Annotated in this window: 12 protein-coding genes; 5 read left to right on the top strand and 7 right to left on the bottom strand. The window is 62.8% G+C overall.

What is annotated here, in order from left to right; all coding sequences use genetic code 11:
• A partial coding sequence (locus WCE35_RS21390) for a threonine aldolase family protein (RefSeq protein WP_424595310.1) occupies window positions 1-977 on the top strand: 977 nt, incomplete at its 5' end.
• A gap of 103 nt (window positions 978-1,080) precedes the next feature.
• Here the strand turns inward: WCE35_RS21390 and WCE35_RS21385 are convergent.
• The 3 genes from WCE35_RS21385 to grxD form a co-directional block, all read right to left on the bottom strand.
• Complete coding sequence (locus WCE35_RS21385; RefSeq protein WP_424595309.1) at window positions 1,081-2,355, bottom strand: serine hydrolase domain-containing protein; 1,275 nt, start codon at window positions 2,353-2,355, stop codon at window positions 1,081-1,083.
• Between the two features lie 139 nt (window positions 2,356-2,494).
• Complete coding sequence (locus tag WCE35_RS21380) at window positions 2,495-3,040, bottom strand: O-acetyl-ADP-ribose deacetylase (protein ID WP_424595308.1); 546 nt, start codon at window positions 3,038-3,040, stop codon at window positions 2,495-2,497.
• 2 nt (window positions 3,041-3,042) lie between these two features.
• Window positions 3,043-3,375, bottom strand: a complete 333-nt coding sequence (gene grxD, locus WCE35_RS21375; RefSeq protein WP_424595307.1) for a Grx4 family monothiol glutaredoxin — start codon at window positions 3,373-3,375, stop codon at window positions 3,043-3,045.
• 302 nt (window positions 3,376-3,677) lie between these two features.
• On the opposite strand from grxD, the gene egtB reads away from it, so the two are divergent.
• On the top strand, window positions 3,678-4,931 hold the full coding sequence (gene egtB / locus WCE35_RS21370) for an ergothioneine biosynthesis protein EgtB (protein ID WP_424595306.1): 1,254 nt from the start codon (window positions 3,678-3,680) through the stop codon (window positions 4,929-4,931).
• A 45-nt stretch (window positions 4,932-4,976) separates the two neighbouring features.
• A complete protein-coding gene (gene egtD / locus WCE35_RS21365; RefSeq protein WP_424595305.1) occupies window positions 4,977-5,948 on the top strand; it encodes an L-histidine N(alpha)-methyltransferase in 972 nt (323 codons plus the stop codon).
• An 11-nt stretch (window positions 5,949-5,959) separates the two neighbouring features.
• Here egtD and WCE35_RS21360 read toward each other — a convergent pair whose 3' ends face one another.
• The 4 genes from WCE35_RS21360 to WCE35_RS21345 are packed head-to-tail and all read right to left on the bottom strand — an operon-like array spanning window position 5,960 to window position 12,085.
• Window positions 5,960-9,100, bottom strand: coding sequence for an efflux RND transporter permease subunit (locus WCE35_RS21360; protein WP_424595304.1), 3,141 nt, complete (start codon window positions 9,098-9,100; stop codon window positions 5,960-5,962).
• A 21-nt stretch (window positions 9,101-9,121) separates the two neighbouring features.
• A complete protein-coding gene (locus WCE35_RS21355; RefSeq protein WP_424595303.1) occupies window positions 9,122-10,573 on the bottom strand; it encodes an efflux RND transporter periplasmic adaptor subunit in 1,452 nt (483 codons plus the stop codon).
• 57 nt (window positions 10,574-10,630) lie between these two features.
• Window positions 10,631-11,827: a low temperature requirement protein A gene (locus tag WCE35_RS21350; protein WP_424595302.1), complete on the bottom strand. Its 1,197-nt coding sequence runs from the start codon at window positions 11,825-11,827 to the stop codon at window positions 10,631-10,633.
• Window positions 11,828-11,848: 21 nt separating this feature from the next.
• Window positions 11,849-12,085, bottom strand: coding sequence for a BolA/IbaG family iron-sulfur metabolism protein (locus WCE35_RS21345; RefSeq protein WP_424595301.1), 237 nt, complete (start codon window positions 12,083-12,085; stop codon window positions 11,849-11,851).
• 182 nt (window positions 12,086-12,267) lie between these two features.
• Between WCE35_RS21345 and WCE35_RS21340 the strand changes: the two genes are divergently transcribed.
• Window positions 12,268-12,627, top strand: coding sequence for a DUF427 domain-containing protein (locus tag WCE35_RS21340; protein ID WP_424595300.1), 360 nt, complete (start codon window positions 12,268-12,270; stop codon window positions 12,625-12,627).
• 88 nt (window positions 12,628-12,715) lie between these two features.
• Complete coding sequence (locus WCE35_RS21335; RefSeq protein ID WP_424595299.1) at window positions 12,716-13,900, top strand: acyltransferase family protein; 1,185 nt, start codon at window positions 12,716-12,718, stop codon at window positions 13,898-13,900.
• Window positions 13,901-13,931: the final 31 nt, after the last annotated feature.

Raw genomic sequence — 13,931 nt, 5'->3', positions numbered from 1 at the left:
TGCGCGAGGCGATGGCGAGGGCCGAGGTCGGCGACGAGCAGATCGGCGACGACCCCACGGTGAATTTGCTGTGCGAGCGCGTGGCCGACCTGCTCGGCAAGCAAGCCGCGGTGTTCATGCCCTCGGGCACCATGTGCAATGTCGCGGCGACGCTGTCCTGGTGCCGGCCGGGCGACGAGATCCTGGCGCATGCGACCGCGCACATCATCGCCCGCGAGGGCGGCGCGCATGCCGCGCTCGGCGGATTCCAGATCACGCCGCTGCCGGGCGAGGCCGGACAATTTACGCCGGAGACGTTTCGCGCAGCGCTTCATCCGCGCTCGCGCTACCAGCCGCCGCAGACCGTGGTCAGCGTCGAGCAGACCGCCAATATCGGCGGCGGCACGATCTGGAAGAAGGCCGACCTCGACGAAATCGCCGGGATCGCCAAGGCCAACGGGCTTGCCACCCATATGGACGGCGCCCGGCTGCTCAACGCCTGCGTCGCGACTGGGATCGCCGCGCGCGACATGGCCGCCGGCTGGGATTCGGCCTGGATCGATTTCTCCAAGGGTCTCGGCGCGCCGATCGGCGGCGTGATCGCCGGCTCCCGCGCCTTCATCGACGAGGTCTGGCGCTGGAAGCAGCGCCTCGGCGGCTCGATGCGCCAGGCCGGCATTTGCGCCGCCGCCTGCGTCTACGCCCTCGACCATCACGTCGACCGCCTTGCCGACGACCACGCCAATGCCCGCGCGCTGGCGCGCGGATTGGCGCAAATCGAGGGCATCGAGGTACAGCCGCCCGAAACCAATCTGGTGTTCTTCAAGCCCGACGGATCAGGCGTCAGCGGCGACAAGATGGTCGAAGCGCTGCGCCAACGCGGCGTGCTGCTGGCAATGATGGATGGAAGGATCAGGGCCTGCACACATCTCGACGTGACAGCCGGGATGATCGAGGAGACGGTCGGGCTGGTGCGCGAGATCGTGCGGGGGGCGTAGCCCTCATGCATAGGCCGGATAGGCGCAACGAAATCCGGCGATGGTATTGGATATTCTCGGGGATGTCGCTGAGCTCATCGCGCTACAATAGCTGCACCCGCTATTATCTCCCCATCGCCGCATAAATCAGCGCCTTCAGCGCCAGTTGGATCCGGCCGCCCTGCGACGGGCTCTGCACCATGAAGATCGCAAACATGTCGTCTTTGGGATTGATGAAGAAGAAAGTGCCAGCGACACCGTCCCAGCGGTATTCGCCAAGCGGCCATTGCCTATTCGGCGGCACCTGTGTGCGCACGGCAAAGCCGAGGCCGAAGCCGCTGTCCGCGCCGGGGAAATAGAAATCGTCGCGCGCGATCCCGGCTTCGGGACCGATATGATCGGAGGCCATCAATGCGACGGTCTCGGACTTCAGGTATCGCCGGCCGTCGAGGGTGCCGCCGTTCAAGAGCATCTGCGCAAAGCGCGCGTAGTCGCCGATGGTGCCGACCATGCCGGCGCCGCCGGATTCCCAGCGCCGCGGCGTCAAAGGGTCCCGGATACCGGCAACCGGACTGGGTGAGCGGTCTTTCGGCATCGGCGCGGCGATGCGCAGCCGTTTTGCATGGTCGGCGACGAAGAACGCGGTCTCGCTCACCCCCAGGGGATCGAGCAGCCGTTCCTTCTCGAACTGGAACAGCGATTTGCCGGATACCACCTCGATGACGCGGCCGAGCACGTCGGTGGAATGGCCGTAATCCCACAGCGTGCCCGGTTGCTCGGCCAGCGGCAATCTTGCGATCCGCGCGGCGAATTCGGCATTGTCGAAATCGCCGTCGAAGAGATCGGCCTGCGCATAAAGCTTCCGCACCGCGCTGTCGCCGTAGAAGCCGTATGTCAAACCAGAGGTGTGGCGCAGCAGATCCCTGACCGTGATCGGGTGATGCAGCGGCTCCAGCACGAGCGCGGACTTGCCATCCTCGCCGCGCTTCTCGACGCCGACCTTCACATCCGCAAAAGCCGGAATGTATCTTGCGACGGGATCATCGAGCCCAAGCCTGCCTTCCTCCACCAGCATCATCGCCGCCACCGACGTGACCGCCTTTGACATCGAATACAGCCGAAAGATCGTGTCCGCGCTCATCGGCAATTTGGTCGCGATATCGCGGACGCCGAAACTCTCGAAATAGACCGGCTGGCCGTGCTGCTGGATCAGCAAAATCGCGCCGGGGATTTTGCCGGTCGCGATCTCGTTGCGGATATAGTCGCCGACGCGCTCCAACCCCGCGCGCGAAAAGCTGCCCGCTTCCGGCGCGGAAGACTCCGCGCGCGCTTCAGGCGGCGGACCGGCGACGGCAAGCGAAAACGCGAGCGCCGCCGCAAGCAGGCCGAGGCGCGTCATACCGTCAGCTCTCCACCGATTCATCGATCAACCGCCATCTTGCGCGCCAGCAATCCGCCACGGCCGGCCGGGTGCAACAATTGGCTTGAAATCATCGCCTTCCCGAAAATCCGCTGCGCGGAGTGTAGCGGCGGCATCCTCACGCACAAGCGCTGCCGAAAGATGCCAGCGCCTGCTGGTGCAGCCGGGCGCCGGCATCGGAGAAGCAGCAGAAGATAACCTGCGACATGCCGGGCGCGGTCGCGAGCGCCTCGACAACGGTTCCAACCGCGATGCCGGCTGCGCGATCGGCCGGGAAGCGATAGACGCCGGTGGAAATCGCGGGGAATGCAACCGATGCAAGACCGTTGGCCTGACAGAGCTCGAGGGCGCGGCGATAGCAGGAGGCAAGCTGTTCGCCCTCGCCCTGTTCGCCGCCGTGCCAGACCGGCCCGACGGCATGGATCACATGCTTTGCCGCCAGCCCGTAGCCTTTGGTGATTTTTGCGTCGCCGGTGGCACAGCCGCGGAGCGTGCGGCATTCGGCAAGCAAATCGGGCCCGGCGGCCCGATGGATGGCGCCGTCGACGCCGCCGCCGCCAAGGAGCGACGTATTGGCGGCGTTGACGATGGCGTCAACGCGTAAAGAGGTGATATCGGCAACAATGACTTCCAGCCGCGCCTTGCCGATCCGGCGCGCCGCCAAGCTCAGGCCGCCGCGTTGACCGTGACGCCCTTGTCCGCAAACAGCTGCTGCAATTCGCCGGCCTGGAACATCTCGCGGATGATATCGCAACCGCCGACGAACTCGCCCTTGACATAGAGCTGCGGAATGGTCGGCCAGTTCGAATAGGTCTTGATGCCGTCGCGCAGTTCGGCGGATTCAAGAACGTTGAGGCCCTTGTAACCGACCCCGACGTGATCGAGGATCTGCACCACCTGACCGGAGAAACCGCACTGCGGAAACTGCGGCGTTCCCTTCATGAACAGCACGACGTCGTTCGACTTCACTTCGTTGTCGATGAATTGCTCGATGCTCATATTCGCTTCCTTTTGGGGCACTACCCCTTGCGGCTTAACCTTGCGGGGGCCAGCTCGTTCCGTTTAACCCGACACTGTCCTTTATGTAATCCCAAACCATTGGGCATCCAAAGTAAAATGGCGGGGAGCAGGCATGCGGGCGCGACCGGTCACGGTCCGGCCCCCGCCGGGCCATAGTCTGATGGCATTAATATCATAGTTCCCGGAGGCTTTTATGCCGCACGGAACCCCCTATCTAGGACGGACTGTCCGTCAGGAACCAGTTCGACAAGCGCAACGTTCTCCCCCGACCGGAGACACAAGTGACGAAACCAGCATCCGTTGCCGCCGCCCTTTCCGGCTCCTCCCCGTCGCTTCTTTCCGATTCCGGCGCCATCGCCCGGGGTTTGGTGGCGGCTTATCGCGCGGTCCGGGACGAGACCGAACGCCGGGCCGCGCCCCTATCGCCGGAGGATCAGCTGATCCAGTCGATGCCGGACGCCAGCCCCGCGAAATGGCACCGCGCCCATACTACATGGTTCTTCGAGCAGTTCTTGCTCGGTGAGCATTGCGACGGCTACCAGCCCTTCCACCCCGACTACGCTTTTCTGTTCAATTCCTATTATGTCAGCGTCGGCCCCCGGCATGCCCGCCACCAGCGCGGCCATTTGACCCGCCCCAGCGCCGACGAGGTCACCGCCTATCGCCGGCATGTCGATGCCGCCGTGGTCAAATTCTTCCAGACCGCCGGTGCGGACACCCTCGCCAAACTGGTCCCGCTGGTCGAAGTCGGGCTCAATCACGAGCAGCAGCATCAGGAATTGATGCTGACCGACATCCTGGACGCCTTTGCGCAGAACCCGATCCCGCCGGCCTACGATCCGGCCTGGCGGTTCCCCGCCTCGAACCCTGGCGGCGGCGGATGGGTCTCACTCAACGAGGGCATCCATACGCTCGGGCACAGCGACGACAGCTTCCATTTCGACAATGAGAAGCCGGCGCACCGCGCGCTGGTCGGTCCGGTCAGGCTCGCCCGCGATCTCGTCACCAATTCCGAATGGCTCGACTTCATGAATGACGGCGGCTACCGCACGGCGACGCTGTGGCTGATGGACGGCTTCGCCGCCGCGAGCCATGAAGGGTGGCAGGCCCCCGGCCATTGGCGGCAGGTGGATGGCGAGTGGCGGATCATGACGCTCGGCGGACTGCGGCCGATCGATCCCTCAGCCGCGGTCTGCCACGTCAGCTACTATGAGGCCGACGCGTTCGCGCGCTGGGCTGGCCGGCATCTGCCGACCGAGATGGAATGGGAAGTCGCCGCCCGCGCCGGCCACCTGAACGACGCCTTCGGCATCGTCTGGCAATGGACCCGCAGCGCCTATTCCCCCTATCCCGGCTATCGCGCGATCGAAGGCGCGCTTGGCGAATATAACGGCAAGTTCATGGTCAACCAGCTGGTGCTGCGCGGCTCCTCGCTTGCAACGCCGCCCGGGCACAGCCGCATCACCTATCGCAACTTCTTCTATCCGCACCACCGCTGGCAATTCACCGGACTGCGCCTCGCCGACTACGCCTGAATTCCCGTTCAAAAGCGCGCCGGAAAGCGCGTTCAGGAGAGTATCATGAATGTGCATGCCACGGCTTTGGCCAAAGCGCACCAGTTCGACCAGCAGACCTCGGCATTTGCCGGCGATGTGATCGACGACCTGTCGCAGCACCCCAAGCGCCTGTCGCCGAAATATTTTTACGACGCCGCGGGCTCGGAGCTGTTCGAACAGATCACCCTGCTTCCGGAATATTACCCGACCCGCACCGAGCTCGGAATCTTGCGCGACCGCGGCGGCGAGATCGCCGACATCACCCCGAAAGGCGCCGCGCTGGTGGAATTCGGCGCCGGCGCCACCACAAAAGTCCGGCTTTTGCTGGAGCGCTGCGAATTCGCCGCCTATGTGCCGGTCGATATATCCGGCGATTTCCTCAACGCCCAGGCCGACGCCCTGCGCAAGGATTTTCCCTCGCTCGAGGTTCACCCGGTGGCGGCGGATTTCACCGCGCCTTTCGCGCTGCCGGCCGATATCGCCGGCAGGCCGAAGGTCGGGTTCTTCCCGGGATCGACGCTCGGCAATTTCGAGCCGCATGAGGCCTGCGGCTTCCTGCGCCGCGCGCGCGAAATCCTGGGCGACGGCGCCCGGATGATCATCGGCGTCGACCTCGAAAAGAACGAGCGCGTGCTCTATGATGCCTACAACGACGCCGCCGGCGTCACCGCGCGCTTCAATCTCAACGTGCTGGTGCGGATCAACCGCGAGCTCGGCGGCAATTTCGATATCTCCGCTTTCATGCATCGCTCGATCTATAATCGCGAGCGCTACCGGATCGAAATGCATTTGATCAGCAAGAAGGCGCAGAACGTGCGCGTGCTGGGCAGGAGTTTTTCATTCCGCCCCGGCGAAAGCATCCATACCGAAAGCAGCTATAAATACAGCCTCGAGCGCTTCACCGCGCTCGCCCGCGGCACCGGCTGGAAGGTGGAGGAATCCTGGACCGATCCGGCAAAAATGTTCTCGGTTCACGCGCTGGCGGCTTCCGACTGAGTACCGGCCGATCAGTGCTGCGCCGCCTCACGGACGACGCCGGTCTTCCTGATCGTCGGCATCCACAGCCTCGCCAGTACGGGGATCACCAGCAGACTGCAGATCGGCGACAACAGCATGCCGCCAACGATAACGCAGGCCAGCGGCTGCTGAACCTGCGAACCGATACCGGTCGATATTGCCGCAGGGACCAGTCCGATGCACGCTGACAGGCCGGTCATGAAGATTTGCCGCATCCGCGTTTCCGAGGCGCGGATGATCGCGTCTGCCGTCCCCATGCCTTCGTCGATGTCGCGCCGGATATAGGACATCAGCAGGATGCCATCCATGGCGGACACCCCGAACAGCGAGATGAACCCGACCGCGGCGGATACGCTGAAATTGAGACCGGCGATGTAGAGCCCAAGAATTCCGCCGGCTACTGCGAACGGGATTCCCGACAGCGCCAGCAGCGCATCCCGCATGGAATTGAACAGGCTGTATAGCAGCATCAGGATCAGAAACAGGCTCAATGGCACGATGAGCGCGAGGCGCTTCTTGGCGTCAACCAGCGCGCCGTATTCGCCCGACCATTCCATAGAATAGCCCTGGGGAATCGGAACATTGTTTCGGATACGTTCCTGGGCCTCGACCACGGTCGAGCCGAGATCGCGGTCGCGCACGCTGTATTTCAACGGAATGAAGCGCTGGCTGTTCTCGCGGTAGATGTACGCCGCGCCGCTGACAAGCTTGACCTCTCCAAGATCACCAAGCCGGATATAGGCGGTCGGCATCTTCGGATCCGAATTCGGAAGCGCAACCGGGATGGTGCGGATAGCCTCAACATCCCGACGAAATTCCGGCGCCAGACGGACCGTTAGCGCGAAGATCATCTCGCCTTCATAGACTTTGGAAACTTCCTGGCCGCCGATCGCGGCCTGAACGACGGCATTGATGTCGCCGACGGAAAAGCCATAACGAGCTGCCTTTGCGCGGTCCATCCGAATGATCAGATTGGGCTGGCCGAGCAGATTGAAACTGGCGGGATCGGCGACGCCATGGACGCCACTGAGTTCAGTCTTCACCAGTTTCGACAGCCGTTCCAGCTCGAGCAGATCTCTGCCGTAGATCTTGATCGAGTTCTCGCCCTTCACGCCGGAGACCGCCTCCTCCATATTGTCCTGGATGTATTGCGAGAAATTGAAATCGACTCCGACGAATTCGCGATTGAGCCGCTCGCTCATTTGCTTGACCATCCGCTCCTTGGTCAACCCCGCTGGCCAATCGCCGAACGGCTTGAGCGGGACGAAGAACTCGGCGAGAAAAGAGCCGTCGGGATCCGTGCCTTCATCGCCGCGCCCCTGCTCGGAGAACACGATTTTCACCGGCGGATAGCTCGAGATGACGTTGCGGATCTTCGCCACGGTTTCCATCCCGGCTTCGAGCGTGATGGTCGGCGGCATCACGGCCCGGATCCAGAGATTTCCCTCCTCCAGCTTGGGCAGGAATTCGGTTCCAAGCCGGAACCCCAAGCTCAGACACAGCACCAGAAACAACGCCGCAACGGCCGCCGAGCGGCGATATCTACGAACCGCAGACACCAGAACGGCCTGATAGACGCGCCGGATGTGCCGAACGACAAAAGTCTCCACTTCCTCGAGATGGGCCGGCAGCAAGATCGACGCCAATACCGGCGTCACGGTGAAGGTCGCGATCACGGCGCCGAGCAACGCATAGGCATAGGTCCGCGCCATCGGCCCAAAGATCTGGCCTTCCACGCCCTGCATCGTGAAAAGCGGCAGAAAGGCCGCGATGGTGATGATGACCGAAGCGAAGATAGCCTTGTCGACCTCGATCGCCCCCGTCAAGACACGATTGAGCTTGTCGCTCAGCCCCGCAGGGCGCTCCGACGACACCCTTGGCGTATGATGGGAGATATGGCGGAAGATGTTTTCGACCATGATCACGGTGCCATCGACGATGATCCCCAGATCGATGGCGCCGACGGACAGCAGGTTCGCGGACTCCCCTCGCATCACTGTAATGATCACCGCAAGAAAGAGCGCCACCGGGATTGTCGCCGCGACGATCAGGGCGCAGCGCAGATCACCGAGAAACACCCACTGGATCAGGAAGATGAGGGCAACGCCGAACAGAAGATTGTGTAGTACGGTCTGCACGGTGATGGCCACGAGGTCGCCACGATCGTAGAACGCAACGATCTTGACGCCGGGCGGCAGCGATCCGTCGCTGTTGATCCGCTCGACAGCCGTACGCACGCGTTTGACCACGTCCATGGTGCGTTCAAGTTTCTGCATCAGGACGATACCTGTGACCACATCGGTCTTTTGGTCGCGGCCTGCGATGCCGAGCCGAGGCGCGTAGCCGATCTGGACCTTGGCGACATCCGACACCAGGACCGGCACGCCGCCTTGCTGGGCCAGCACAATATTGCCGATATCGTCCATCGACGTAACGATACCGATGCTGCGGACGTTGACCGACTGTTCGCCGATCGCGATGGTGCGACCGCCGACATTGGAATTGCTCGCCGAGATCGCGGTCATGATTTGCGGCAGCGTCAGCCCATAGGCCATCATGCGGTCGAGGTTGATCTCGACCTGGAATTCCTTGGTCTTTCCGCCGAGGACGGCGACGTCGGCGACGCCGGGAACAATGCGCAACTTACGTTCCACCACCCAGTCCTGCAGGGCCTTGAGGCGCATGACGTCCATGCCTGGCGGCCCGGTCAGCTCGTAGCGAAAGATCTCGCTGATGCCGCCGGCGGGCGAGATCACCGGCAGGACGCCTGCCGGCAACACCGCATCCTTGAGCCGGTTGAGGGTCTGCTGGCGCACGAAGTGATAATCGCGGCCGTATTCGAACTGCAGGCGGATAAAACCGAGCCCGTATACGGTGTTGGAACGGATGAACTTGAGGCCTGGTGTGCTGGCGACCGCGACCTCGATCGGAATCGTGATGTAACGCTCGACTTCTTCGGGGGACTGGCCCTGCTGCTGGGCGATGATCTCGATGATCGGCGGCGCCGGGTCAGGATACGCCTCGATGTTCAGCGTCATGAAGGCTGCGTAACCGAGGCCGAGAAAGGCCCCGAACGCGACGAGCACCATGAGCCGCCGCGAGAGGCAGAACGCAATGAGACTACGCAACATGAACGGCTCCGGCCCACCGAATCATTGACGCCACTCGTTATCGACGAAAATAGCGCCGCGCGCGATGACCGATTCACCGAGAGCGAGACCGCTGCGAACCTGCGCCAGACCGTCCTGTTGGATCCCGAGATCGATCACACGGCGTTTGAACAGCATCGGCTCGGTTTCAACCCACACGGCGGCAACATCGCCCTCGCGGATGATCGAATCGATCGGCACCGCTGGTGCGCTGACGGCTTCCTCGGTCCCGATCCTGAAACTCGCGAACATCCCCGACTTCAGCAAGCCGTCCGGATTGCCGATCTCCGAGCGGACGTCAACACGGCGCGTCGTCAGATCTGAAGCCGAGCTGATGGCGCTGACGCGTGCCCTGAATATCCGGTTTGGCGCAGCGGCGATCCTGGCCTCGATCTCCTGGCCGATACGCACAAACGGGATATCCTGCTCGGAGATCTGGGCCTTCAGCCACATCGTCGACAGATCGGCGATCGCATACAAGGCCTCGCCGGAATCGGCCTTGACATATTGTCCCGGTCCGACCTTGCGCGACACGACAGTACCGTCGATTGGCGAGGTAATCTGGGTGATGCGGCTGATCGTGCCGTCCCGTTCCAGTTTCGAAATTTCCATATCGGTGCGGCCAAGGATGCGCAGGCGGATGTGAGCGGCCTCGAACGCTGTGTCCGTCGATCGCACGTCGTTCTCGGCCGCGGCGAGTTGCGCCTCGGCCTGCTGCAAATCCTTGAAGGGGGCAGCCTTGCCGTCATAGAGATCGCGGGCGCGCCTCTCGATGATCCGTGCGAGGTCGAACTGGGAGTGCGCCTTGTTCCTGGCAGCCTGGGCAGCGATGAAGTCGTTCTGCGGCGGCACCTGCTCCGAACTGTCGATTTCCAGCAGCGGGTCACCATGCCTGACCTGATCGCCGATCCCGGCTATCAGACGTGTAACCCGGCCGGAGAACGGCGTCAGAACGATCGTGCTGGCATCTTCATTGAACGCTATCTGGCCGATCGCCGGTCTCTGAACGCGAAACGCATGGGGCTCAACCTTGATCACCTCAAGCTGATGCATCTGATCGGTTACGACACGGACGTAGTCAATCCCCTTCTCCGTGCCTTCGGCCGCCGCAAACAATGTCGTCAGCACCATGGCGAACGGCACCGCCAACAGACGAATCAAACAGGACCTGGCAGCGACCAGCATGGCCATGAACCGATAGCCCCTCCAATGGTATCTTCCGCGGAGTTTGGCGTGTGCGTTTGCGCCAGTTACAAACCAAGCACCCAATGGCGTCCGCAGCCAATCCGCCTGTTCCGACTGTAGCATCAGGTCGAATAACGGACCAATACCAGCCACGATTAAAGCCGCAGGCCTCGTCGACCTCGATTTGGCAGCCCGACAACGGCTTACAATTGGAAGACCACGGTTACGTCGATTTCGCCAGCAGACCCTGCGGATACCGACAAACCGCACCGGCGTCCACTTCGGGGGCCGAGGCCCCACTCACGCACCGGTGACCCCGGACGGAGGTTACTCAGACAGCTGCGCGGCCGCGCCAGATCGCAGCGACACCGATTCCCACACCGCGACGATCATCATGATCGCCGTGGTGACGATCGAGAGCCACAGCGGCGACAGTTCGCCTGCGAACCACGCCACCACCGCGAGGGTGATGATGCCGACGCCGTGCGAAAGCTGGAGAAAACCTCGAATCGTGTGCTTGAACAGGATCGTTCCGAGCAGGAACAGCAGGGGGCCGCCAATCGCGCTCAGGACGGTCTTGAGATCGGAATGGCCTTCCGGATGTTTCAGCACCAGTTCGTCGGCGACCGCCGACAGGATGATGCCGGCGACGATCGGCATGTGCAGATAGGTATAGGCCAGCCGCGCCAGCCGTCCCGGTTCGCTCGACCTCGAAATCTGCTCGGAGCCGGCTTCGGCGCCCTTGTGGAAATAGATCCACCACATCGCGAGGCTGCCGACAAAGGCCGAGACGAACGCCGCGACGTTTTCGGTCGTCCAGGTCAGGTCGGCGAAGGTCGCGCCGGTCACGACGATGGATTCGCCGAGCGCGATGATGATGAAGCCGGCACAGCGTTCGGCCATGTGGCCGCCCTCGACCACCCAGTCCGCCACCGATGACGCGCCATATCGGGGTATCCAGAACCGGACCGCCGGCGAGACATATTCGATGCAAAGCGCCACGCCCCAAAGCGCCAGCCGCGAATTTCCCTCGGCGAAGCCGCCCGCGATCCAGAAGATCGCGGAGACCGCCAGCCAGGCGGTGATCCGGAGCGCATTCAGCCGTGCCGCCATTCGCGAATGCGGGGTCGATACCCACAGAAAGGCTGTCCTGCCGACCTGCATCGCGGCGTATGCGATCGCAAACCACAACCCACGCGCTTCAAAGGCCGTCGGAATCGAGGTCGAGAGCACGAGCCCGCCGAGCATCAGCAGGAACAGGAGGACGCGGACCGGCGTCTTCTCGGGATCGAGCCAGTTGGTGAGCCAGGAGGTGTAAACCCACACCCACCACACCGCGAGGAACAACAACGTCGCCTGCACCGCACCAAGCGGGGTGAAGCGGCCGAGCAAGGTGTGCGAAACCTGCGTCACCGCGAACACGAACACCAGGTCGAAAAACAATTCGGCGTAGGTGACGCGGGTGTGCTGGTTCGGCACAATGCTACGAAACAGCGCGCCGCGTTGTTCCTGCCCCGCCTTCATCGTGTCGTTTCCCCGCCGACCCTAACCTTCGGGCACCCCGGTTTGCAGCGCCAGCGCATGCAGTACGCCGCCCATCTGGCCCTTGAGCGACTGGTAGACGATCTGATGCTGCTGGACACGCGACTTGCCGCGGAAGGATTCGGCGATCACGGTCGCGGCGTAATGGTCGCCGTCGCCGGCGAGATCGCGGATCGTCACCTCGGCATCGGGAATGGCTGCCTTGATCATCGATTCGATATCGTGGGCGTCCATCGGCATTCCAGCAGACCTCCATCGGATGTTTCGAATCACGGCCGGCGACCGCAACCGCGACGGGCCAAACCTAGCGCTTGCGCTCTTCTAGGTCACCCGTTCCGATACTATATTCCAGATCCAATCGTTCCAAATCCGCGTGATCTGGTCGTCGGATCGCCTGGAACTTACCAAAAAGGCCCCGAACCATGAAACTCCCAGGCCCTGACCACCCGATCACCATCACGGCCAATCCGAAACGCGTCCGCGTCTCGGTCGGCGGCGTCGTGATCGCCGAGACCACCCATGCGCTCACCCTGAAGGAAGCGAGCTATCCAGCCGTGCAATATGTGCCGCGCCACGACGCCAACATGGCGCTATTGGCCCGCACCGCGCGGACCACGCACTGTCCCTACAAGGGCGATGCGAGTTATTTCAGCATCGACGCCAACGGCAAAACGCTCGAAAACTCGATCTGGACCTATGAGACGCCGTTCCCGGCCATGGCCGAGATCGCGGGCCACCTGGCGTTCTACCCGGACAAGGTCACGATCGAGGAACTGGCTTGAGGAACAGCGTCCCTACCTGATCATTGGCCCTTGCTGAATCGGGTTCCCGGCGGCAACATCCGGCACGTCCAGCCTGCCGGGGGCGCGCATGACGACGATACCCCACTCGGTGGCGGCGGCCGAAATTCACGCCGCGCCAAAAGCCAAAACGCGCAACCTTGCGCTCGACCGTGCACGAACCTTCCTGACGCTGGTGGTGCTGCTGCACCACGCCGTGATTCCCTACACCCATTTCGGTCACACCGATCCAACGTCGTGGATCGGCTTCGACGTCGTCGTGCTCGCCACCGACAGTTTCTTCATGGCGATGTTCTTTTTCCTCTCGGGACTGTTCGTGTGGCCCGGGCTTGCGCACAAGGCGCCGCAGGTCTTCCTTCGCGATCGCCTGCTGCGGCTCGGCCTGCCATTTGCGATCGCCGCGTTCACCATCATACCGATCGCCTATTACGCGATCGCGCTGCGCCAGCAGCCCGATGTCGGCTTTTCGGCATTCTGGTGGAAGACGGTGACGGTCGGACCGTGGCCAAGCGGCCCGATCTGGTTCGTCTGGTTGCTGCTGGCGTTCGATCTGACGGCGAGCGTACTGTATCGGCTGTCGCCGACGCTTGTCGATCCGATCAACCGCCTGTCGCGGCGCGGCTTCGACCAGCCGACGGTATTTTTCCTGCTTCTCCTTGCGGTCAGCGCCGTCGCCTACATTCCGGCACTGCTTTATTTCGGGCCGAACCACTGGTTCGAGTTCGGGCCGTTCTCGGTGCAGGCCAGCCGCGTGCTGCTCTATGCCGCCTACTTCTTCATCGGCGCCGGCGTCGGTGCGGCGAATGTCGAACGCGGCGTGCTCAGCGCGGACGGTCGGCTGGCGAGGAGCAGCTGGGGCTGGATCGCTGCGACGCTGATTCCGTATTGCATGCTCTGGGTGATGATCTACATCAAGCGCGGGATATTGGGCAATCCTCCGGTGCAGCCGCAGTGGTATCTGGCGAGCTACGGCTTCTTCCTTGTCGCCTTCAGCGCCGCTATCCTGTGCGCCATCCTCGCGTTCTTCCTGCGATTCAAGCAATCGGGCTGGAGCGTGCTCGATCCGATGCAGGGCGATTCCTACGGCATGTTCCTGGTGCATTACCCGATCGCGCTGTGGCTGCAGTACTGGCTGTTCGATTACGATCTGCCCGCGATCGTCAAGGCCGGAATCGGGTTCGTGCTGACCATCGCGTTGAGCTGGGCGTTGACGGCCGCACTGCGGAAAATTCCCGGCGCGACGCGGGTGTTGTGAGAGCGACGGGTGACCTGACGTCGTCATTGCG

Origin of the sequence: Bradyrhizobium sp. (assembly GCF_049691595.1) — a bacterium.
In the GTDB taxonomy this organism is placed as follows: domain Bacteria; phylum Pseudomonadota; class Alphaproteobacteria; order Rhizobiales; family Xanthobacteraceae; genus Bradyrhizobium.
The sequence above is the reverse complement of the archived record's forward strand: the minus strand, read 5'-3'. Positions and strand labels throughout refer to the sequence as shown.

Bases quoted from the DNA above. Each gene is read 5' to 3' on its own strand.
- WCE35_RS21385 (WP_424595309.1), bottom strand. From the start codon at position 2,355: ATGACGCGCCTCGGCCTGCTTGCGGCGGCGCTCGCGTTTTCGCTTGCC.
- grxD (WP_424595307.1), bottom strand. From the start codon at position 3,375: ATGAGCATCGAGCAATTCATCGACAACGAAGTGAAGTCGAACGACGTC.
- egtD (WP_424595305.1), top strand. From the start codon at position 4,977: ATGAATGTGCATGCCACGGCTTTGGCCAAAGCGCACCAGTTCGACCAG.
- WCE35_RS21360 (WP_424595304.1), bottom strand. From the start codon at position 9,100: ATGTTGCGTAGTCTCATTGCGTTCTGCCTCTCGCGGCGGCTCATGGTG.
- WCE35_RS21350 (WP_424595302.1), bottom strand. From the start codon at position 11,827: ATGAAGGCGGGGCAGGAACAACGCGGCGCGCTGTTTCGTAGCATTGTG.
- WCE35_RS21345 (WP_424595301.1), bottom strand. From the start codon at position 12,085: ATGCCGATGGACGCCCACGATATCGAATCGATGATCAAGGCAGCCATT.
- WCE35_RS21340 (WP_424595300.1), top strand. From the start codon at position 12,268: ATGAAACTCCCAGGCCCTGACCACCCGATCACCATCACGGCCAATCCG.
- WCE35_RS21335 (WP_424595299.1), top strand. From the start codon at position 12,716: ATGACGACGATACCCCACTCGGTGGCGGCGGCCGAAATTCACGCCGCG.